14 protein-coding genes and 1 pseudogene are annotated in these 23,516 nt (G+C 62.3%); 8 read left to right on the forward strand and 7 right to left on the reverse strand.

The features are described from left to right. A partial coding sequence (locus BGO62_RS09785) for a methylenetetrahydrofolate reductase (protein WP_296641830.1) occupies positions 1 to 597 on the forward strand: 597 nt, incomplete at its 5' end. Between the two features lie 80 nt (positions 598 to 677). Further along, positions 678 to 2,552, forward strand: a complete 1,875-nt coding sequence (locus BGO62_RS09790; RefSeq protein WP_296641831.1) for a potassium transporter Kup — start codon at positions 678 to 680, stop codon at positions 2,550 to 2,552. 44 nt (positions 2,553 to 2,596) lie between these two features. Here BGO62_RS09790 and BGO62_RS09795 read toward each other — a convergent pair whose 3' ends face one another. The 5 genes from BGO62_RS09795 to mgtE form a co-directional block, all read right to left on the reverse strand. After that, entirely contained in the window at positions 2,597 to 2,911 is a 315-nt protein-coding gene (locus BGO62_RS09795) for a hypothetical protein (protein WP_296641833.1), read from the reverse strand. A gap of 25 nt (positions 2,912 to 2,936) precedes the next feature. Further along, the gene (locus BGO62_RS09800) at positions 2,937 to 4,052 is read right to left on the reverse strand and encodes an alanine--glyoxylate aminotransferase family protein (RefSeq protein WP_296641834.1); all 1,116 of its coding nucleotides are present in this window, start codon (positions 4,050 to 4,052) and stop codon (positions 2,937 to 2,939) included. A gap of 74 nt (positions 4,053 to 4,126) precedes the next feature. Beyond that, positions 4,127 to 4,882, reverse strand: a complete 756-nt coding sequence (locus tag BGO62_RS09805; RefSeq protein WP_296641837.1) for an ATP-binding protein — start codon at positions 4,880 to 4,882, stop codon at positions 4,127 to 4,129. Further along, a complete protein-coding gene (gene msbA / locus BGO62_RS09810; RefSeq protein ID WP_296641838.1) occupies positions 4,879 to 6,621 on the reverse strand; it encodes a lipid A export permease/ATP-binding protein MsbA in 1,743 nt (580 codons plus the stop codon). Before msbA ends, BGO62_RS09805 begins: the two co-directional genes overlap by 4 nt. Beyond that, the gene (gene mgtE, locus BGO62_RS09815) at positions 6,618 to 8,060 is read right to left on the reverse strand and encodes a magnesium transporter (protein ID WP_296641840.1); all 1,443 of its coding nucleotides are present in this window, start codon (positions 8,058 to 8,060) and stop codon (positions 6,618 to 6,620) included. The genes msbA and mgtE overlap by 4 nt, the downstream gene beginning before the upstream one ends. Positions 8,061 to 8,364: 304 nt before the next feature. Between mgtE and BGO62_RS09820 the strand changes: the two are divergent. The 6 genes and pseudogenes from BGO62_RS09820 to BGO62_RS09845 form a co-directional block, all read left to right on the forward strand. Next, positions 8,365 to 8,559: pseudogene (locus BGO62_RS09820) on the forward strand (hypothetical protein); the annotation flags it as partial. Between the two features lie 267 nt (positions 8,560 to 8,826). Further along, a complete protein-coding gene (locus tag BGO62_RS09825) occupies positions 8,827 to 8,970 on the forward strand; it encodes a hypothetical protein (RefSeq protein ID WP_296641841.1) in 144 nt (47 codons plus the stop codon). After that, entirely contained in the window at positions 8,971 to 9,543 is a 573-nt protein-coding gene (locus BGO62_RS09830) for a hypothetical protein (RefSeq protein ID WP_296641844.1), read from the forward strand. It begins immediately after the preceding gene. Beyond that, complete coding sequence (locus BGO62_RS09835; RefSeq protein WP_296641847.1) at positions 9,540 to 17,972, forward strand: calcium-binding protein; 8,433 nt, start codon at positions 9,540 to 9,542, stop codon at positions 17,970 to 17,972. Before BGO62_RS09830 ends, BGO62_RS09835 begins: the two co-directional genes overlap by 4 nt. Positions 17,973 to 18,199: 227 nt before the next feature. Next, positions 18,200 to 20,308, forward strand: a complete 2,109-nt coding sequence (locus tag BGO62_RS09840; RefSeq protein ID WP_296641852.1) for a type I secretion system permease/ATPase — start codon at positions 18,200 to 18,202, stop codon at positions 20,306 to 20,308. A gap of 10 nt (positions 20,309 to 20,318) precedes the next feature. Further along, positions 20,319 to 21,734 carry an HlyD family type I secretion periplasmic adaptor subunit gene (locus BGO62_RS09845; RefSeq protein ID WP_296641849.1) on the forward strand — a complete coding sequence of 472 codons (1,416 nt, stop codon included), beginning with the start codon at positions 20,319 to 20,321 and terminating at the stop codon, positions 21,732 to 21,734. 18 nt (positions 21,735 to 21,752) lie between these two features. Here the strand turns inward: BGO62_RS09845 and mtgA are convergent, their stop codons facing one another. Together mtgA and aroE are read right to left on the reverse strand one after the other, a co-directional pair. Further along, a complete protein-coding gene (gene mtgA, locus BGO62_RS09850) occupies positions 21,753 to 22,451 on the reverse strand; it encodes a monofunctional biosynthetic peptidoglycan transglycosylase (protein WP_296641854.1) in 699 nt (232 codons plus the stop codon). Continuing rightward, positions 22,451 to 23,302 (reverse strand): shikimate dehydrogenase, encoded by an 852-nt coding sequence (gene aroE / locus BGO62_RS09855; protein WP_296641851.1) that lies wholly within the window; start codon positions 23,300 to 23,302, stop codon positions 22,451 to 22,453. The genes mtgA and aroE overlap by 1 nt, the downstream gene beginning before the upstream one ends. Between the last annotated feature and the right edge of the window lie 214 nt (positions 23,303 to 23,516).

Raw genomic sequence — 23,516 nt, forward strand, 5'->3', positions numbered from 1 at the left:
ATCCGCGACATCCTCAACGAATACAAAAGCCAGGGCATCCGCCATCTGGTCGCGCTGCGCGGCGACCTGCCGTCGGGGTCGATGGACGTCGGCGAGTTCCAGTACGCCAACGAGCTGGTGGAATTCATCCGCAAGGAAACCGGCGACTGGTTCGAGATCGAAGTCGCCGCCTACCCCGAAGTCCATCCGCAGGCGCGTTCCTATGCCGAGGACATGATCAACTTCAAGCGCAAGGTCGACGCCGGCGCGAATGCCGCGATCACGCAGTATTTCTTCAACGCCGACGCCTACTTCGGCTTCGTCGAGGACGCGCGCGCCCACGGCGTCAGCATCCCCATCGTTCCCGGCATCATGCCGATCGGCAACTATGTGCAGCTGGCGCGTTTTTCGGACGCCTGCGGCGCCGAGATTCCGCGCTGGCTGAGGAAGAAGCTGGAAAGCTATGGCGACGACCTGGCGTCGATCCGCGCCTTCGGCCTCGACGTGGTGACCGACCTGTGCGACCGCCTGCTCGCCGGCGGCGCGCCGGGCCTGCACTTCTACACCATGAACCAGGCGGGGCCGAGCACCGTCATCTGGCAGCGGCTGGGGCTGTGACGCCTTGCGCCAGCCTCGTTCCGCAAGACGCGCGCTGCCGGGCTGCGGCGCGTGACTGAGGCGTTGCCGCCGGGAAAACAATGAACCCGCCCCAACCGGCACACAGCAAATCCAGCGCCCTCGCGCTCGGCGCGCTCGGCGTCGTCTTTGGCGATATCGGCACCAGCCCTCTTTACACCATGAAGGAGGTCTTTGGCGGGCATCACCTGGCGCTCACCCAGGACAACGTCCTGGGCATCCTCTCGCTGGTGTTCTGGTCGCTGATGCTGGTGGTTTCGCTGAAATACGTCAGCGTCATGATGCGGGCCGACAACAAGGGAGAGGGAGGCATTCTGGCCCTGCTTACGCTCGCCCAAGGGCAGGCCCCGCTGGGCTCGCGCATCCGCTGGGTGCTGATGTCGCTGGGTTTCCTCGGGGCCTCGCTGTTTTTCGGCGACAGCCTGATCACCCCGGCCATTTCCGTGCTGTCCGCCGTCGAGGGACTGGAAATGGGCGCGCCGGCGCTGCATCCCTTCATCGTGCCGCTGGCGCTGGGGATTCTGGTCGGGCTGTTCGTCATCCAGCGCCACGGTACGGCCGCCATCGGCAAGCTGTTCGGCCCGGTCATGCTGCTCTGGTTCGCGGTGCTGGGCCTGCTCGGGGTGCTGGGCATCCTGCGCAATCCGCAGGTGCTCGCCGCCCTGTCGCCGACGTACGCCCTGCATTTCTTCGCCGCGCACGGCGTCGCCGGCTTCCTCATCCTCGGCGCGGTGGTGCTGGCGATCACCGGGGCCGAGGCCCTGTATGCCGATATGGGGCACTTTGGCCGCCGGCCCATCCAGATGGTCTGGTTCGCCTGCGTCCTGCCGGCCCTGGTCCTCAACTATTTCGGGCAGGGCGCGCTGCTGCTCGCCAGCCCGGAGGCGGTGCGCAATCCGTTTTACATGCTCGCGCCGGAATGGGCTCTCTACCCCATGGTCGGTCTGGCCACCGTGGCGACCGTGATCGCCTCCCAGGCCGTCATCTCGGGCGCCTTCTCGGTGACCCGCCAGGTCATCCAGATGGGCTATGCGCCGCGCCTGATCATTCGCCATACCTCCGCCGCCGAGGCCGGCCAGATCTATATCCCCTTCGTCAACTGGACCCTGATGGTCGGCGTCGCCCTGCTGGTATTGGGCTTCCAGAGCTCGAGCAACCTGGCCGGCGCCTACGGCATCGCCGTTACCGGCACCTTTGCCATCGATACCGTTCTGGTGTGCATGGTCATGCGCGTGCGCTGGGGGCTAGGCCTCGGCGCGACGCTGGCCGGCATGCTGACCTTCCTCGCCATCGATCTCGCCTTTTTCAGCGCCAATGCGGTCAAGATACCGGACGGCGGCTGGTTCCCGCTGGTCGTGGCCATGCTGGTTTTCACCCTGCTGGTGACCTGGAAGCGCGGCCGCGAGATCGTGCAGCAGCGCCTGCAGGAGACTGCGCAGCCGCTCGCGCCTTTCGTGGACGTGCTGCTGGCGCATCCGCCGATCCGCGTGCCGGGGACCGCCGTATTCATGACCGCCGACGCGCATGGCGCGCCATCGGCCCTGCTGCACAACCTCAAGCACAACAAGGTGCTGCACGAACGGGTGGTGATCCTGAATGTGCGCTATGCCGAAGTCCCGTATGTCGCCGCCGACAGGCGGCTGGAGATGACGAAACTGGCCGAAGGCTTTTATCACGTCGTCGTCCGCTACGGCTTCATGGACGACATCGACATTCCCCTGGCCTTGTCGGAATGCGCTTGCGGCATGCAGTTCGAGCTGATGGACACCACCTTCTTCTTCAGCCGGGAAAACCTGATCCCCACCCGCGGCGCCGGCATGTCGCCCTGGCGCGAGCATCTTTTTGTCACCATGGCGCGCAACGCTGCCAGCCCGATGACCTTTTTCCGCATCCCGGCCAACCGGGTGATCGAACTGGGCACGCAAATCGAAATATGAGACTCGCCGCATCGTCCGGATGCGGCCAGCAATGCCCGAAAAGCCTACAGCCAGGCGATGCGCTGCTGCAAGGCGGCCAGATCGGCCGCCACATCCTTGAGCGTGGCGCCGTCGTCGCCGGACCCCGCAACCACGGCCTTGTCGGCGACCGGCACCAGGCTGTCGAGCTTGAAGCGGCCCTTGCCGGTCTGGTCGCGCAGAAAGCAGCCCTCGTCGAAGAACAGGCGGTCGCCGCTGGCGTCGATTTCTTCGGAGTCGACCGAATCGTAGCCGATCAGCCGGCGAATCCCGGCCAGTCCGTCAGCCAGTTCGACCGGACTGACGGTTTTCCGGTTGGCATCGATCAAATAGGCTTTCATGGCGCGCCTTTCCGGTTGTTGGGGGTCAGGGCAAACAGGCCTTGAGTGCCTTCAGGCAGTAGTCGACGTTCGCCTGCTTGGCAGAATAGCCCATCAGGCCGATGCGCCAGATCTTGCCGGCCATGTCGCCGAGGCCGGCGCCGATTTCCAGGTTGAACTCATTCAGCAGGCGAGTGCGCACCGCGGCCTCGTCGACGCCTTCCGGCACGTAGATCGAGTTGAGCTGCGGCAGGCGCGCGGACGCCTCGACCACGTAGCGCAGGCCCATGCCTTCGAGCCCGGCCTTGAGCTTGTCGTGCATGGCACGGTGGCGCGCCCAGGCGTTTTCCAGGCCTTCTTCCTCCAGCATCACCAGCGCTTCGTGCAGGCCGTACATCGGGTTGATCGGCGCGGTGTGGTGGTAGGTGCGCTTGCCGGCGGACTGCCAGTAGCCGAGCACCAGGTTGAGGTCGAGGAACCAGCTCTGCACCGGCGTCTTGCGCGACTTGATCTTTTCGATGGCGCGCTCGGAGAACGACACCGGCGACAGGCCCGGGGTGCACGACAGACACTTCTGGCTGCCGGAATACGCCGCGTCGATGCCCCACGCATCGAGCAGGACCGGGGTGCCGCCGAGGCTGGTGACGCAGTCCATGATGGTCAGCGCGCCGTGCTCCTGCGCGATCTTCGCCAGCGTCGCGGCGTCGCTCTGCGCGCCGGTCGAGGTCTCGGCATGGACGAACGCCAGCACCTTCGCATCAGGGTTCGCCTTGAAGGCGTCGCGCACCTTCTGCGGATCGACCGGCGCACCCCAGGCGTCGTCGACGATCACCGGCACGCCGCCGGTGCGCTTGACGTTTTCCAGCATGCGGCCGCCGAACACGCCGTTCCTGCACACGATCACCTTGTCGCCCGGTTCCACCAGGTTGACGAAGCACATTTCCATTCCCGCCGAGCCGGGCGCCGAGACCGGGAAGGTCAGCGCGTTTTCGGTCTGGAACGCCATGCGCAGCATGGACTTGATCTGCTCCATCAGGTCGACGAAGGCGGGGTCGAGGTGGCCGATGGTCGGGCGCGCCATCGCGTCGAGGATGCGCTGCGGCACGTCGGAGGGGCCGGGGCCCATGAGAATGCGTTTGGGGGGGATAAAGGAAGCCGTCATAACCTTGGTCTCTGTGTGGAAAACATCAACTAAAACAAAGGTTTGATTCTACGGGGAAACGGCGATGCGGAGAATCAGGCGGGCGGTTCGCCCATCAGCGGCTTCATCGCCGTGAGCAGGCTGTTGAAGATACGCGGGTGCTGCTTTTCCTGCTCGGCGAGCATCTGCTTCATCGCATAGCGCTGCTGCGGCTTGGCGAAGCATGCCGGGCAGTTCTCGAAGATCACCGGCAGGCCGGCGTCGGCGGCGAAGGCGCGGGTCTGGCGTTCGCGCGCGTAGGCGAAGGGGCGGATGATGCGCAAATCGCCGGCGTCGTTCAGATAATGCGGCGACATGGTCCTGAGCTTGCCGCCGAACAGCATCGACATCATCAGCGTTTCGGCGAGGTCGTCGAGGTGCTGCGCCAGCGCGACGACGTTGCAGCCCTGTTCGCGGGCGACGCGGTAGAGAATCCCGCGGCGCATCCTGGAACAGTATGCGCAATAGGAGTCGCTGTCTTTCGTCAGCGTCTTTTGCGCTTCGGCCAGGATCGGCTGCGACTCCAGGAAGTAGGGCACGCCGAGTCCGGCCAGATAAGGCTTGAGGGGCGCGGGGTCGAACTGGTCGGATTGCGGATCGACCGTGCAGGCCAGCAGTTCGAACTTCACCGGGGCCTTCTGCTGCAGGTGGTGCAGCGTGTGCAGCAGCGACAGCGAATCCTTGCCGCCCGACAGCCCGAGCAGGATGCGGTCGCCGTCGCGGATCATGCGGTAGTCGCCGATGGCGCGCCCGGCGGCGGTGACGAGCGAGCGGGAAGGCTTGATCCAGCCGTTGGGAATGTCTTGATTCATGCGGAGAACTGCAACGCGTGCAGCTGGGCGTAGCGGCCACGTTTGGCGATCAGGTCGACGTGGCTGCCGATTTCGACGATGCGGCCGCCTTCCAGCACCACGATGCGGTCGGCGCGCTCGATGGTCGACAGGCGGTGGGCGATGACCAGCGTGGTGCGGTTTTTCATCAGGGCTTCGAGCGCGGCCTGCACGTGGCGTTCGGATTCGTTGTCGAGCGCCGAGGTCGCTTCGTCCAGAATCAGCAGCGGCGCGTTCTTCAGGATCGCGCGGGCGATGGCGATGCGCTGGCGCTGGCCGCCGGAGAGCCGCATGCCGTTTTCGCCGATCAGCGTCTCGAGGCCGTCGGGCAGCGCCTGGATGAAGTCCCAGGCGTGGGCGGCGACGCAGGCGCTGCGGATCTCATCGAGGGTGGCATCGCGCTTGTTGCCATAGGCGATGTTGTGTCCCAGGGTGTCGTTGAACAGCACCACGTCCTGCGATACCAGCGCGATGTGGCTGCGCAGGTTCTGCAGCCGGATGTCGCGGACGTCGATGCCGTCGAGCTGGATGGTTCCGCAATCGGGATCGTAGAAACGCGGCACCAGATTGGCCAGCGTGGTCTTGCCCGACCCCGAGGCACCGACCAGCGCCACGGTTTCGCCGGGGGCGATGTCGAGGGTGATGCCGTCCAGCGCCGGAACGGTCTTGCCGGGATAGCTCAGCGTCACGTCGCGAAGCGCGAGCCGGCCTTCGGTGCGGCTGAGGATGCGGCTGCCGCTGTCGCGCTCGGCGTCCTGGTCGAGCATGGAAAAAATCGTCTCGGCCGCCGCCAGCCCGCGCTGCAACTGGTCGTTGACTGCGGTCAGCCGTTTCAGCGGTGCGAACAGCAGCAGCATGGCCATGAAGAAGGCGACGAAGCCGCCGACCGTGGTGGTGTTTTCACTCGCCTGCCCGGCCGCGATGTAGACGATGATCGCCAGCGCGACCGCGGCGATGAACTGGATCACCGGCTCGTACACCGCGTTGGCGGCGACGCGCTTCATCTCGAACAGGCGCGCCAGATTGGCAGCCTGACGGAAGCGCCCCTGTTCGTACTCCTCGCCGCCGTACAGCTTGACCACGCGGTGCCCGCCCACCGCCTCGTCGACCACCTGGGTGAGGTCGCCGATGTTCTGCTGCGCCTTGCGCGACAGGCCGCGCAATCGCCGGCTGGCGATGCGCACCACCCCCAGCGTGAGCGGTACCAGCGCGAACACGATGAGCGTCAACTGCCAGTTGAGCCACAGCAGGTAGCCGAGCAGTCCCAGCACCGTCACCGTGTCGCGCACCAGCGTGGTGAGCGAACTGGTGGCCGACTGCGTGACCTGGGTGACGTTGAACGCCAGTTGCGCGATCAGCTGGCCGCTCGGGTGCTGATCGAAATAGCGCGTCGGCAGCGTCATCAGCTTGTCGAACATGGCGGCGCGCAAATCCATCACCAGACGGCTGCCCACCCACGCCATGCAGTAGGTGCTGACGAAGCTGGTGATGCCGCGCACGATGAACAGCGCCAGCAGCAGCAGCGGTACCCAGCGGATGAAGTCCCGGTCCTTGGCGACGAAGCCCTCGTCCAGCAGCGGCTTGAACAGCGCCGGCAGCATCGGCTCGGTGGCGGCGGTGAGGATCAGCGCGACGAGCGACAGCGCGAACATGCGCCAGTAGGGCTTCACATAGCCCAGAAGGCGCAGGTACAGGGCGCGGCTGTCCGGGGCCGGCTTCACAGCAGCAGCAGGGTGGCGAGCCCGAGGAAGATGAAGAAGCCCATGCTGTCGGTGGTGAAGGTGAGCAGCACCGACGAGCCGACCGCCGGGTCGCGCTTCAGGCGTTCCAGTGTCATCGGAATGAAGATGCCGGCCAGCGCCGCGACCAGCAGATTCAGCAGCATCGCCAGCGCCATCACCCCGCCCAGCGCCGGGCTGTCGTACAGCAGCCAGGCGAAGACGCCGACCACCGAGCCCCACACCAGGCCATTGAACAGGGCGACGCCGAGCTCCTTCACGATCAGGCGGCGGGCGTTGGCCGGGGTGATCTGGCCCAGCGCCAGACCGCGGACGATCAGGGCGATGGTCTGATTGCCGGAGTTGCCGCCAATGCCGGCGATGATCGGCATCAATGCCGCCAGCGCGGCGAGCTTCTCGATCGAGCCTTCGAATGCGCCGATCACGCGCGAGGCGAGGAAGGCGGTGGCGAGGTTGATCGACAGCCACATCCAGCGGTTCTTCGCCGAACGCCACACGGTGGAGAACAGATCTTCCTCTTCCTTCAGGCCGGCCATCGACAGCATGTCGGCATCCGCCGATTCGCGGATGTAGTCGACCACCGCGTCGACCGTGAGACGTCCGATCAGCCGTCCCTGCATGTCCACCACCGGCGCCATCACCAGGTCGTAGCGCTCGAACGCCTGCGCTGCCTCGTGCGCCTCGTCCTCGGGGTGGAACTTGACGAAATCCTCGACCATCACCGCCGCCACCGAGGCCTCGGGGTCGGTGGTCAGCAGTCTTTTCAGCGGCAGCACGCCGATGATCGCGTCGTCGCGGTCCACCACGAACAGCTTGTCCAGCTGGTCGGGCAGCTCGCCGAGACGGCGCAGGTAGCGCAGCGCGACTTCCAGCGTGACGTCGGCGCGGATCGTCACCATCTCGAAGTCCATCAGCGCGCCCACAGTGTCCTCCGGATAGGCCAGCGCCGACTGCAGGTGCGCGCGCTTCTGCGCGTCCAGACTGGTGAGCAGTTCCTGGATCACGTCGTACGGCAGGTCGGCCGCGATGTCGGCGATCTCGTCGGTGTCGAGCGATTCGGCGGCGGCCAAAAGCTCCGCCTTGTCCATGGTCTGGATCAGCGATTCGCGCACCGAATCGGAGACCTCCAGCAGAATCTCGCCGTCGTGTTCCGCCTTGACCAGATCCCACACCAGCCGGCGCTCGTCCAGCGGCAGCGCTTCCAGAATGTAGGCCACGTCAGCCGGATGCAGCGTTTCCATGTGCCGTTGCAATTCGGTCAGGTTCTGCTTGTGCACCAGGTTCTCGACCAGATCCTGGCGCGGCCCGCCCTGCTTATGGACGAGCTCCTCCACCAGCCGCATCTTGGCGAGCAGGGTCTGCACCTGCGCCAGGCTGGCTTCGAGGTTGTCCTGCGACTGGTTTTCGAGGGCGTCGGTCATGGAGAGCGGTCGGGGAAAAGCCCCGCGATTGTAACGCGCTATGGGTTGCGGACGGGCGGCACGCTGTTCATTTGGCTGGCCCCGGTCATACGGCGCCAGGCGGCCGGCTCAGAGCGGCACGGACGCAAGCAGCCTCAAGGGGGTGGGGTGGTGAACCAGATGTTTGATTCTCGGCCTGAACGGCCCGTCAGGCAGATCGTCACATAAGCCAGCTACTCGGCCCTAAGCAGTCAAAGCGCCGTTCAACGTTTGGATTAGGGAATCCCTGAACAAGTCCCCCACATTTGAGCATTCTGATTTCAGCATTTGCGCGTGCCACCGACTTTGTGAAGAAGCCAAGCAGAGCCGGCGCTAGAAATTTCTGCTGGAAATGGACGCCGTCGTGCCCTGGTCGAGGCTGCAGGCAGTCATCGAACCCATCTACCCCAAGCCCGGCAACGGCCGTCGCCCCTACGAACTGTCGACCATGCTGCGCACTCACTTCATGCAGCAGTGGTTCAACTAGGTGTGATGACACGCCCTAAATCAATCAGAAAATCAAAATCTTACGCGTGTCTACAACTAAAGTTGTATAGACCGCAGCAAGCCGGTAGGACACAGTGCAGAAAACGCCGCCGACGCAATGTCAGGTGTGCTTAAAAATATACAACAGGGGGAGGTTCAAGCCATGGCAAACCATGCCATTGTCGCGTGCGGTCCGCGCGTGCAGATGCAGCGAAATTCATCGCGACGGGGGGCCGGTACTAACGCTATTTTGTCCCGGCGCGTGATCGACGCCATTGCCCTCTACGCCACCTATACCCAGGTCGATCCCACGGCCAGCGTGGCGTTCATCGCCAATGTCATCACAGCCAGCAGCAACCAGAACAGCAACGTGTCCGATGGCTGGGTGTGGAAGGAAGCAGCGTAAATGCTTGGCCTCAATTACCTGGCGTGGGTTGGGATTGTTTCCTGGATCGTCGTGCCGCTGCTGGCCTTGTTCATAACCGCGTTGCTATGGCGGTATTCACACACTGTTCCGGGCAAAGGATTGGCGCTTGTTGCCGGGGTAGCCATCCTGTCAGTGCCGGCGCTGATCGCGAACGGCATCAAGTCACATTACGACCAGCAGGTGCGGGAGCTGTGCGCAAAGGACGGCGGGGTGAGGGTGTATGAGACGGTGAGGCTGCCAACGGAGAAATTCAATCAGTGGGGGCAGGTCAATTTTTATCGACCTGACCAAGGGGAGAATGCGCTGGGGTCGGAGTATGTGTTGAGAACCGATGTCCAGTACTTTCGTCGCGGAAATATCTCATTGCGCCGCTACCACGTTCAAGTTATTCGACACCGAGATGGGCTTTTGCTAGGTGAGTCGGTTGGGTATGACAGAGGAGGCGGAGACCTTCCTGGTCCTTGGCAGCCATCGTCATTTTCTTGTCCAAAACACCACGGCGAGACCGTGATTGACAGCATTTTTATTTCTAACCAAGGAGTACAGAAATGAGCATCATTCAAGATTATTACAAGCAAGCTGAGTTGGCTTTAGCTGCTTACGGCGACTTGATGATTGGTACACCCAGAATCGCCGATCTTACGAATGACACAGTAGGCATGTCCACTTCCCAAGCCACCGCTTTTGTCACCAAATGGAGCGTGGTTGATCAATATACCGATCCCCTAACCGGCCTATCCGCCACCGTGTTCCAGGAAATCTCCACTGGCAAACGTTACCTTGCCATCCGTGGCACAGAGGACGGGAATGATCTGATTACCGACGTAGTGGATATCGCCCTGCTTGGAACTTCAGCGATTCAAACGCAATACGCCAGTCTCAAGACCAAAGTGCAGGAATGGCTGGGAAACGGAACCCTAGGCAGCACGTTTACCGTAACGGGGCACAGCCTGGGCGGCTTTCTGGCGACTGCGCTCACTGCCGATTTTGCCGCAAACATCACTCAAACGTATCTCTATAACACACCCGGCCTCAACGGTGTGCTGGGCAGCGTGACTGCCGCAATTCTTGAAGCCTTTGGCATTACCGCTCCGGTCGATTCTTCCAAAACCTTCAACCTCAAGGCTGATGCCGGTATTTCTCCCGTCGCTGAATTGGGTGCCCAGGTAGCGCCCATCATCTCCATCGCCATCGAAAACCAGTTCCTCTCTGACGTAAGCAATCCACCCGGCTCCTACAACCACAGCCAGCGCGTACTGACCGACTCCCTCGCCCTCTACGCCGCCTGCGCCCAGCTTGATCCCACGGCCAGCGTGGCGACCATCACCAACATCATCAAGGCCAGCAGCAACCTCAACGTCAACACCCTCGAAACCGCGCTGGACAATGTACGCGAACTTATCTTTGGCGCGACCACGCCCGGCACCGTGCCAGAAGACCGCGAAGGCTATTACACGAACCTCAAACAACTCACCGACTGGTTGAATGCGCTCTCAAACACTGCTCCGGCGCTTAAGCTCGACGCCCTCACATCCTACGGTGGCACCGCCATCGCTGCCAAAGCCCAGGCTGATACTCCCGACGGCCTGGCCTACCGTTATGCCATCGCCACCCTCAACCCCTTCGCCGTCACCGGCGATGCCAGCCTCTATGCCAGCCACAATACGGCTGGCGAACTCAACCGTTATGACCCTACCACCGGAACCGGCACCCTCAGCGATCTTTACCTTCAAGACCGCGCCGCCATGCTGTCGTGGAAGATGAAATTCGACATGGGCGCCGCTGACAGCGACGATCCGCTCACCCCACGCGCCGACAAGCCCTACAGCGAAGAATGGGATAGCTGGAGCATCAGCGGCGACTGGGACTTCATCGACAAAGCCACTGGCATCAAGCTCGTGATCGATGGTGTAGACCTCACCACTACCACCAACCACCAGATCGTCTTCGGCTCCAGCAATGCCGACATCCTTGCCGGCGATAGCTTAATCGACCACCTCTATGGCGGCGCTGGCGCCGACACGCTCACCGGCAACCAGGGCAACGACTACCTCGAAGGCGGGCAGGGCAACGACACCTACATCGTCAATGCGGGCGATGGTTTCGACACCGTCCTCGACAGCGACGGCACAGGCACCATCATCCTCAACGGCCAGACCCTTACCGGCGGCGCCCTCGTCGCCGGCACCAGCAACGTCTGGAAGAACAAAGACCAGGGCATCACCTACACCCTCAAAGGCAGCGGTACGAGCCAGGTACTCATTATCGGCAAAGATGGCAGCAGCGACGGCCTTCGCATCCAAGGCTGGCAGACCGGCCAACTTGGCCTGACCATGGCAGGCGCCATCGCCCCTCCCGCTCTGGCCTCCATCGTCGGCCAGGACGACTACAGCGACAGCCTCACCGGCAGCGGCGACGCCGACTGGATGCAAGGCTTGTCCGGCAACGACGCCCTGGATGGCAGCGCAGGCGACGACCTCATCGAAGGCAGCACGGGCGACGACCTCATCGGCGGCAACAGCGGCAGCGACCTCATCTACGGTGGCTCGGGCAAGGACATGATTCTCAGTGCCACCGGACTCAACGCCCCCCCGCGCGACGCCAACCACGACGGCGTTCCCGAAGACTGGGCGCCGCCTGCCGGTGCTGGCGCCGTGTGGTCACAAGGCCGGACCTGGGGTGTGTATAAAAGTGTCGACGCCAACGGCCCTGTGTATGTTGTCGACGGCGGCGGTTCCTTGAGCGCGGACGATGCTCCCGACATCGTTTTTGCGGGCGACGGCGATGATCAGGTGGTGGGTGGACTGGGCGACGACTATATCGATGGCGGAATCGGTAACGACATCCTGTGGGGGCATGGCGGCAATGACGTCATTGATGGTGGCGACGGCGACGACAGTATTACAGGCGACGGCACCATTTTGTCAGGCTATTACAGTACCTTGGCTGCGTCACTGAATGGCAACGACGTGCTTGATGGCGGCGCGGGAAACGACCAGCTGATTGGCGGCGGTAAAGACGATGGGCTGTTTGGCGGGATTGGCAACGACCAACTGTGGGGAGACAGTCACAATGAAACTGCCCTGGGTGGGCAGTACCACGGCAGTGACTACCTCGATGGAGGCGACGGTGAAGACCAGCTCATCGGCGGCGGCCGTGACGATTATCTGATCGGTGGTGCGGGTGCCGACAAGCTGTGGGGCGATACGGACAGCGAAACCGAATTGTCCGGCCAATACCATGGCAACGACTATCTGGACGGTGGCGACGGCAACGACCAACTGGTCGGTGGGGGTGGCGCTGACATTTTGGTCGGCGGCGAAGGCGTTGATTTGCTGTTTGGCGATGCGCGTCCCGACACCAGCCTGGTGGCCCAATACGAGGGCGACGACATCCTGTATGGAGATGCGGGCGACGATCAACTAGCCGGTGGCGGCGGCAACGACAGTCTTTACGGCGGCGCCGACAACGACACGCTTTATGGCAATGGAGGCGATGACCTCCTCGACGGTGGTCAGGGCAACGACTATCTGGATGGCGGCACCGGCGCCGACATTCTAGCGGGTGGCGCGGGCGACGATACCTACATCGTCGACGATGTGAATGACATCGTGATCGAAGCCGCGGGCGAAGGCAACGACGTGATCAACAGCTCGGCCAGCATCATCCTGCCGGACAACGTCGAATGGCTGAATCTGACAGGCATGGGAGACATTGACGCCACCGGCAATGCCGACGCCAATTACCTCACCGGGAACGCAGGTGCGAACCGGTTGGAGGGTGGCGCGGGCAACGACCAACTCATCGGCGGCGCAGGGGCCGACACCTTGATCGGGGGCACGGGTGACGATGTTTACGTGATTGACGACGCGGGCGACACGCTGATCGAGGCCGTTGGCGAGGGCGACGATTTCGTGCGCAGCACGGTGAGCTACACGCTTGCGGCAAGCCTGGAGCGTCTGGCGCTGGACGGTGCGGCCAATCTCGATGGCACCGGCAATACGCTCGACAACGCACTGTTTGGCAATCTTGGAAATAACACACTCACGGGCGGCGCGGGGAAAGACTACCTGGTCGGCGGAGCGGGCGACGATGTTTACGTCTTCAACCGGGGTGATGGGCAGGATACGGTCGACAACACTGACCTGTTGGGTGCTACCGATACCCTGCGCTTTGGGACGGACATTGCCGATACCGACGTGCTGGGATGGAAATCTGGCACGACGATGCTGCTCAAACTGAAGGGCTCGACCGACCAGATCGCTTTCAGCAATTATTACGGTGCGGATACGGTTAACGGCAGCGCGGTTTCGGACCACAAGATCGACCGCGTGGAGTTTGCCAACGGTGTGGTGTGGGATCAGGCGATGATCCAGACAGTGGTGGATCGTGCCGCGAACAACCATGCGCCGGTTGCGAATACGGCCTTGCCCGTGCTGCAGGCGCGGGCCGACAGCCCGTTCACTTACACCGTGCCCGCCGGCACCATCACCGATCCCGATGCGTGGGATTCGGTCACATACAGCGTGAAGATGCCCGATGGTTCGGAAGTGCCGTCATGGCTGACATTCGACACGGCCAGCGGCATGCTCTCGGGGACGCCGGGCGCGGGTAATGTCGGTAATCTCCAGTTTGTATTGTGGGGCTTCGACAATTACGGGATGGGGGTGGGGCAATATGTCACCCTGGTAGTCGCGCTCGACCAGGCGCCTGTTCTGGCCTCGCCGTCGCCCGATCAGGTTGCCATTCAGGGCAGTGCGTTTAGCTTCACGCTCGCGCCGTCGACATTTGTCGATCCCGATGTGGGCGATACGCTCAGTTTCAGCGCGGCGCTCGACGACGGCAGCGCCTTGCCGTCATGGTTGAGTTTCGATCCGGCGACGCAGACTTTCAGCGGCATACCTACGGCACCTGGCACGCTCAAGGTTCGGGTGACGGCAAAAGATACAGGCAACCTGAGCACGTTTGACGTTTTCGATATCGCGGTGATGGCATCGAATAGCGTACTTAATGGCACGGCCGGTAACGACAGCCTGTACGCCTTGTCCGGCCAGGCCACCGCCATGTATGGCTTCGCGGGCAACGACTATCTGAATGGCAACAGCGCCAGCGACCTGCTGTTTGGCGGAAGCGGCTTCGATGTCCTCTATGGAAACGGCGGCAACGACACGCTGGATGTGGGGCTGGATAGCGGCAATGCCTATGGTGGAGCGGGCGACGATCTGTACCTGTACAACGCTGGTTATGGCAGCGTTTATGTTGGCGAGAATAGCGGCAACGATACGCTGCGCTTCGGCGCGGGGATTCGGGTCGAGGATGTGCAGTTCGAAAGACAAGGGTCCAGTTTACGTGCCAGCTTGGCCGATGGCGGTCAGATCGATATCGGGTCATGGTTCTATGACTACAACTATGTGATCGAGCGTTTCGAATTCGCTGACGGTACGGTGCTCACGGCGAGCGAGATCAACCAGCCTTTGCTGACCCAGGCGGGTACGGTAGACAACGATACCCTGACGGGTACCGGGCTGGATGACACACTTATGGGTATGGCAGGAGACGACACGCTGCGCGGTGATTATGGTAACGACCTGTTGCTGGGCGATCAGGGGAACGATCAGCTATACGGAGAAAACGGAAACGACGATCTGAATGGTGGCGCCGGCAATGACTGGCTGGCTGGCGGTGCGGGCGATGACAGCTACTACCTGGATATCGGTTCGGGCCAGGATCGCGTCCTCGATAGCGCCGGTCTGGATAGACTGTACTTTGCAAGCGATATTCTCGCCGGGCAGCTTGTCCTTACCCGGGTCGATGCCGATCTGCGCATCGGTTTCACCGGTCGGGACGACAGCGTCACCCTGCTGGAATGGTTCAGGCAGCCGCGCAACAGCATCGAGCGTTTCGTCTTCGCCGATGGCTCCGAGTGGAGCGCGTCCAATATAACTGCGTCTTTCAATAGCATCGTAGGCAGCGGCACCGTGGTCGGCAGTGCTGGCGACGATCTGCTGTATGGCGGAACAGGCACGGATACCTTACAGGGCGGCACGGGCAACGACCTGCTGGATGGTGGATCGGGTGCGGATAGCCTGCAGGGCGGTGTGGGGGATGACGTTTATATTGCCGATGGCAGCGACACCATCGTCGAATTGGCCGGCGAAGGGGGCGATACCCTGGTCTGGACTGGCAGCGCGGCGGCGGTTCTGCAAAACGAATTGGAAAATCTGGTGCTCGCCGAATCGGCAGGCTATCAGGCGACTGGCAATGCGGCGAATAACCGGATCGTTGGCAATGGCCAGGGCAATATCCTGGATGGCGGAGCCGGAGCCGACATCCTGGAGGGCGGCTTGGGTAGCGACACATATTACGTCGACAATCCGGGCGATCTGGTGATCGAACGGGTCAATGAAGGCGACTACGATCAAGTGATTTCCAGCATCACTTATACGCTGACCGAACAGGTGGAAAGCCTGACCCTCACTGGCAACACCGCCATCAATGGCACCGGCAACGGGTTGAACAATTCATTGACAGGTAACGATGCGGCCAACGTGCTGGTGGGTGGAGCTGGCAACGATAGTTTGACCGGTCGCCTAGGCGCCGACACTCTGGTAGGAGGAAGCGGCGACGATGCCTACTATCTGGATGGTTATGACGACATCCTGGTGGAGGGAAATGGCGAAGGTTATGACCGCATACTGATTACGCAGGTTAGCGAGCAGAAAGGGAATACCAGTTATGTAGGTTCGTTCACGATGGCTGACAATATTGAAAGTCTCAGAATGACCGGCTATGTGACGCACGCGACACTCTATGGTAATGCGCTCGATAACATAATCGATGCACGTGGAACTAAGGTTTTCGATTCGCAGAGCGGAAACGTAATCTGGTACTACTTGGCCAATGTGGATATCTATGGCGGAGCGGGTAACGACATCATTTACTCATCCGATGGCGGTAACGTGCTGAATGGCGGAGCCGGTGACGATGTGATGTATGGGGGAAACGGCGGGGATTCGTACTATGTGGGCAGCGAGCTTGATCAAGTGATCGAGAACGCATCTTCCGGAACGGACAGTGTGTATTCGACCGTCTCCTATACCCTGGGGGCCAACATCGAGAATCTCTACTTGCTCGGTAGCGCCAATATTAATGGCACGGGCAGTGATCAGAACAACTATCTCTATGGCAACAGCGGCAATAACGTATTGACTGGCGGTGCGGGCGACGACCGTCTGGACGGCGGTGCGGGCATGGATACCATGCAGGGCGGCGCAGGCAACGATACTTACGTCGTGGATGTTGCCGGCGACATCATTGTCGAGAATCTCAATGACGGGATCGATGGAATTGAGAGTAGCCTCACCTATAACTTGGGTACAAATCTTGAGAACCTTACCCTGACAGGCAGCGCGGCCATCGATGGCACAGGCAACGAGTTGAATAACCGGCTCCAAGGCAATATTGCCAATAACAAGCTGGTTGGAGGCGCCGGCAACGATAGCCTTGATGGGAGTATTGGCAATGACACGATGCTGGGTGGGGCAGGCGATGACATTTATTACGTCGACTCAACCAAGGATGTAGTGACTGAAAATGCCAACGAAGGTATCGACACGGTGGAAGCGAGTATTGCCTACACCCTTGGCTCGAATATTGAGAATCTGATTCTGACTGGTGCATCAGGCATCAACGGAACTGGCAACGCACTCAACAACACGATCACCGGCAACGGCGTGGCCAACACGCTGACCGGCGGCGCCGGTAATGACTGGCTTGACGGCATGGGTGGCACCGACAAGCTGATCGGCGGCACGGGTGACGATACCTATGTGGTGGATGCTTCCGGAGAAACCGTCACCGAGCGTTCCGGCGAAGGCACGGATCTGGTGCTGTCCAGTGCAAGCTATGCACTTGCCAACAACGTCGAGAACCTCACACTGACCGGTACCGCAGCGATCAACGGCACCGGAAACGCACTCAACAATGTGATCATCGGCAACAGCGCCGCCAACATACTGTCCGGCGGCACGGGTGCCGACACGATGAGCGGGGGAATGGGCGACGATACCTATGTGGTCGACAACACGCTGGATGTCGTTGCCGAGAGTGCCAACGAAGGAATCGACCTGGTTCGGTCCGGCGTCACCTATACGCTGACGGCCAACGTCGAAAATCTCACGCTCACTGGTAACAGTGCAATCAACGGAACCGGCAATACGCTGGACAATGTGCTGATTGGTAATGGCGCGGCAAATACGCTGACCGGTGGCGCAGGCAACGACAGGCTCGATGGTGGTGCCGGCAACGACACCATGGTGGGCGGTACCGGCAACGACACCTACGTCGTCAACGTGTCCACCGATATCGTTACCGAGAATGCCAACGAAGGCACTGATACTGTCGAATCCAGCGCTACCCTGACGCTCGCCAACAACGTCGAGAACCTTACCCTCACCGGCACCAGCGCAATCAACGGCACCGGCAACACACTCGACAACGTGCTCAAGGGCAACAGCGCGGTCAACAGCCTCTCCGGCCTGGCCGGCAACGACACGCTGGAAGGCTTTGGCGGCGCCGACATCCTCACCGGCGGCACCGGCAACGACACTTACGTCCTGGATCGTGGCTATGCCGCCGACACGGTGGTCGAGAACGACGCCAACGTCGGCAACACCGATATCGCTCAGTTCCTGGCAGGCGTAAGTGCCGAGCAGATCTGGTTCCAGCACGTCGGCAACAACCTCGAAACCAGCATCATCGGTACCGGCGACAAGCTGGTGATCAAGGACTGGTACCTCGGCAGCGCGTATCACGTCGAACAGTTCAAGACCACCGACGGCGCCCAGACCCTGCTCGACAGTAATGTGCAAAATCTGGTGAACGCCATGGCAAGTTTCGCGCCGCCGGCTGCCGGGCAGACCACCTTGCCGCAGAACTACCAGGATGCCTTGGCCGGCGTCATCGCGGCCAACTGGCAGTAACGGTGGTTCATCCTCATCCTCGGCCCTCTTCCTTCAAAGGGAACACTGATTGATTCGCTTATCGCGAGGAACGAAGCGATGTGGCAACCCAGAAGTTTTTGTTCTCGCGGACATTCTGGATTGCTTCGGCTGCGCCTCGCAATGACCGAGTGAGTTAATCAACCTTCCCAGGAAGGGGGCGACGGGGGACAGCCTGCGGATCGCATATGCAAACAGAAAACACTTCCATGCCATCGGTGGATTCCGGGCTCGCCTGCCTGGTCATGCTCGCGCGCTTTCATCAGATCGCCACCGATCCTGGTCAATTGGCGCATCAGTTCAAGGCCCCCGGGAAGTCTTTCGGCGGGAATGAAATCCTGCTCGCAGCCAAACATCTGGGCCTGCAGGCCAAACCGGTCAAGGCCACGCTCGACCGTCTCGACCGCACGCCATTGCCCGCGATGGCCGTGGACAGCAACGGTGGTTATTTCATCCTCGCGCGCTTCGATACCGACAAGGCGCTGATCCACGACCCCAAAGCCGAACGGCCGCAGGTCGTTTCGCGCGACGAACTGCTGACGCGCTGGACGGGCGAGCTCATTCTCTTCACTTCGCGTGCCTCGATGATTGGCGAGATGGCGAAGTTCGACTTCTCCTGGTTCGTTCCGGCCGTCGTCAAGTACCGCAAGCTCCTGGGCGAGGTCCTGCTGGTGTCGTTTGTGCTTAACCTGTTCGCCCTGATTACCCCGCTCTTCTTCCAGGTGGTGATGGACAAGGTGCTGGTGCACCGCGGGCTGACCACGCTCGACGTGATCGCCGTCGGCCTCTTGGTGGTATCAGTCTTCGAAGTGGCGCTGTCGGGCCTCAGGAGCTACGTCTTCGCCCACACCACCAGCCGCATCGACGTCGAACTGGGCGCCCGGCTGTTCCGCCACCTGCTGCATCTGCCGCTGGGTTATTTCCAGGCACGCCGAGTGGGCGATTCGGTGGCCCGGGTGCGTGAGCTGGAGAACATCCGTGCCTTCCTCACCGGTAACGCGATCACGGTGGTGCTCGACGTACTGTTCTCGGTGGTATTCATCGGCGTGATGCTGTATTACAGCGGCTGGCTCACGCTAGTTGTACTGGCATCGCTGCCGCTGTATTTTGTGATCGCTTTGCTGGTTACGCCTTTGTTGCGCGCGCGGCTGCACGAGAAATTCAATCGGGGGTCGGAGAATCAGGCCTTCCTGGTCGAAACCGTAGCCGGCATTGATACCCTAAAGAGCATGGCCGTAGAACCGCAGATGCAGCGCCGCTGGGACGCCCAACTGGCAGGCTATGTCTCGGCTGGGTTCAAATCCGCCACGATTTCCACGCTGGCCCACGAGAGTACCAACCTTGTCGGCAAGCTCGTCACCGTGGGTACGCTCTGGATGGGGGCCAAGCTGGTGATAGAGGGCCAGCTCAGCGTTGGCCAACTCATCGCGTTCAACATGCTGGCTGCGCGCGTGGCGCAGCCTATCATGCGGCTGGCGCAGCTATGGACCGACTTCCAGCAGACAGGCATCTCGGTGCAGCGGTTAGGCGACATTCTCAACGCGCCGGCCGAGGCGGTTGGCGCGAAGAACAGTCTGCCGCCCGTCGCCGGCCGTATAACCTTCAACCAGGTCCGCTTCCGCTATCGGCCCGACACCCCCGAGGTGCTCAAAGATATCAGTCTCGATATTGTCCCCGGCGAAGTCATCGGCATCGTCGGCCGTTCCGGCTCGGGTAAGAGCACGCTGACCAAACTGATCCAGCGCCTGTACGTGCCGGAACGCGGCAGGGTATTGGTTGATGGACTGGATTTGACGCTGGCCGACGGGTCGAGCCTCAGGCGACAAATCGGCGTGGTGCTGCAAGAGAATGTGCTGTTCAACCGCACCTTGCGCGAGAACATCGCCTTGGCGGACCCGGGTGCACCCTTGGAGCAAGTAATAGCTGCTGCCAAGTTGGCCGGCGCGCACGAATTCATCCTGGAGTTGCCGGAGGCCTATGACACCGTCGTCGGCGAGCATGGTTCGACTTTGTCCGGCGGCCAGCGCCAGCGCATCGCCATTGCCCGTGCCCTGATGACGCAGCCGCGCATCCTGATCTTTGATGAAGCGACCAGCGCGCTGGATTACGAATCCGAACGCATCATCCAGAACAACATGCAGGCTATCTGCCAGGGGCGCACGGTCATCGTCATTGCGCACCGCCTTTCAGCCGTGCGCCATGCCAACCGCATCCTGGTGATGGATCACGGGCAGATCGTCGAGGCGGGAACGCACGCCGAACTGTTGCAGCATGAGGCGGGGCATTACTCCCGCCTGCATCGGTTGCAGCATGCCTGAGGGTCGAGACATGAAACGCCACGCCATAGCCGGCCTCTTCAAACGCTACGTTAAAATCTTCCGCCACGCCTGGTCACAACGGCAGGCAACCGACACCCCTGCGCTGCACCCCCACGAAGCCCAGTTCCTGCCCGCCGCCCTGGCCCTGCGCGATACCCCAGTTCATCCCGCGCCGCGCATCGCGCTGTGGCTCATCATGGCCTTCGCGCTGATTGCGCTGCTGTGGGCGGTGTTTGGCCGCATCGACGTGGTCGCGACGGCGGTCGGCAAGATCATTCCCAACGATCGAACCAAGGTGATCCAGCCGATGGAAACGGCCGTACTCAAGGCGATTCATGTGCGCGACGGAGAGGACGTCCAATCAGGGCAAGTGCTCATTGAGCTGGATGCCACAACTGCTGCGGCCGACAGTGAGCGCCTGCGCAGCGAAGCCTTGGCTGCCCGGTTTGAAGCTCTGCGCGCGCAAGCCCTGCTGGCCGCCCTGGCAAATGGCCTCCCACCCAGGCTGGAGCCCCTGGCAGATGCCGACGCCAACCGCCTGGTAGACGAACAAAGTCAGGCCACCGGTCAATATCAGGAATACCAGGCCCGCCAGCTGCAATTACAAGCCGAGATCACCCGCCGCCGGGCGGAACTCCAGGCCACCCAGGATCAGGTCGCCAAGCTCGAACAGACCGCCCCCATCGCCCGCCAGCGTGCACAGGATTACCAGAGGTTGGTGAAGGAGAACTTCATTTCCCGACACGGCTATCTGGAACGCGAGCAGGCTCGCATCGAGCAGGAACAGGATCTGGCGACCAGCCGATCCAGGGTCGCTGAAATCCGCGCCGCGCTGATGGAAGCGCAACGGCAACAGGCCACGCTCGCCGCCGAGACGCGCCGCCAGCTGCTGGATCAGCTCAATCTGGCATCACAAAAAGCCGCGTCGCTACAACAGGAATGGGTCAAAGCCGATCAGCGTGGCCGCCTGATGTACATGACCGCCCCGGTGGCCGGCACCGTGCAGCAACTCGCCGTCAGCACGGTGGGCGGAGTGGTCACGCCAGCCCAGCCCCTGATGGTGATCGTGCCCAAAGATAATGTGCTAGAAGTCGAAGCCATGCTGCCCAACAAGGATGTCGGCTTTGTTAACCCCGGACAGGATGCCGAGGTGAAGGTGGAGACCTTCCCCTTCACCAAGTACGGCACGATTCACGGCAAAATCATGCAGGTATCGTCCGATGCCATTCAGGATGAAAAGCTGGGGCTGATTTATTCGACCCGAGTGAAGCTTGCCCGGGACTCGCTGAAGGTAGAAAACAAGACCGTGCGCCTTACCCCGGGCATGGCGGTGACCGTCGAGGTCAAGACCGGCACGCGGCGGGTGATCGAGTATTTCCTGAGTCCGCTGATGCAGGTGACGAGCGAGAGTTTGCGGGAGCGGTAAGCACTCTGAGTCGAAACCTCAGCGCGGCACCTGCGCACTCCCCATATACCGGCTGATCACCGCGACCCGCCGCTGATACGCGCGCGAGCTGCGGTGGTTCTCGTACCAGCGCGGGTTCGGCGCCATCGCGGCCATGCGGGCGGCCTGGTCGCGGCTGAGGCGGGCGGCGGAGGTCTTGTAGTAGCGGCGGGCGGCGGCTTCGGCGCCGTAGATGCCGTTGCCCCATTCGATGACGTTGAGGTAGACCTCGAGGATGCGGCGCTTGCTCCAGGTGGATTCGATCATCAGGGTGATGACGGCTTCCTGGCCCTTGCGGATGAAGCTGCGCTCGCCGGAGAGGAACAGGTTCTTGGCGAGTTGCTGGCTGATGGTCGAGCCGCCGGCGACGAGGCGGCCTTTCTTCAGGTTCTTTTCGACGGCTTTCTGGATGCCTTCGACGTCGAAGCCCTCGTGCTCGATGAATTTTGCGTCCTCGGCGGCGACGATGGCGCGCTTCAGGTGGATGGAGATACGGTCGTAGGGCACCCACTTGTGACGCAGTTCGGCGTCGGGGTTTTTGTCCTGCTGGCGCGCCAGGCCGGCTTGCATGAACGAGGTGGAGGTGGGGTTGTGATCGATCCACCACAGCACGTGCGCGAAGATCCACAACTGATACAGCAGCACCAGCGCGATCGCCGCGGCGATGCCCTTACCGAGCCAGCGCAATGCGGTGCGGATCACGTGCGCGGCCCCCGCGGGGGGGACGCCGCCGGACTCTCGTCTTCCAGGCGGTCTTGGTGCAGCGCCGCGATGACGGGCGCGGTGTCGGGCCGCACGCCGCGCCACAGGTAAAACGCTTCGGCCGCCTGCTCCACCAGCATGCCGAGGCCGTCGGCGGTGGCTGCGCCGTGCGCGCGGGCGAAGCCGAGGAAAGGGGTGTCGCGCCCGTACATCATGTCGTAGGCCAGCGCGCCCGCGGCGAACACGCGCGGCGACAGCGGCGGCAGCTCGCCGGCGAGGCTGGCGGCGGTGGCGTTGATGACGAGGTCGAAGGGGGTGTGCAGTGCGTCGAAGCCGCAGGCGGCGACGCCGCGGCCGAACTGTTCGGCGAGTTCCTGCGCGCGGCCGACGGTGCGGTTGGCGATGACGAATTCGGCGGGCCGCAGGTCGAGCAGCGGTTCGATCACGCCGCGCGCCGCGCCGCCGGCGCCGAGCAGCAGAATGCGCTTGCCGCCCGACACGCAATGCAGGTTGCGGGTGAGATCGGCCACCAGTCCGGCGCCGTCGGTGTTGTCGCCGCGGATGCCGCCGGCATCGAACGTCAGCGTGTTCACCGCGCCGGCCTGTTCGGCGCGCGGGCTGAGGCGGCTTGCCAGGGCAAACGCCTGTTCCTTGAACGGCACCGTGACGTTGGCGCCGCGACCGCCCGCCGCGATGAACTGCGCCACGCTGTCGGCAAAGCCGTCGAGCGGAGCGAGGATCGCCTCGTACGTCATGTCCTGCCCGGTTTGACGGGCAAACGCGGCGTGGATCAGCGGGGATTTGGAATGGGCAATCGGGTGCCCGAATACGGCGTAACGGTCGGTCATGGCGGCCGTAATTCTAACTGTTGATGCGCGTATTGCCTCCTGCCGCGAGGTCGGCGATCAGGTTTGTGCCCAGGGCAGGTCGCGCCGTTTCCAGCCGTTCAATTCGTTGCGGTGGCCGGTGGCCTTGTTGAGGTCGCCTTCGAAGCCTTCCAGCACGTTGTAGCAATGGTTGCGGCCGGCTTCGGTGCAGGCGGCGGCTGCCCGGTGCGAGCGC

The sequence above is a fragment of the Thiobacillus sp. 65-1402 genome (assembly GCF_001897685.1).
In the GTDB taxonomy this organism is placed as follows: Bacteria; Pseudomonadota; Gammaproteobacteria; order Burkholderiales; family Thiobacillaceae; genus Thiobacillus.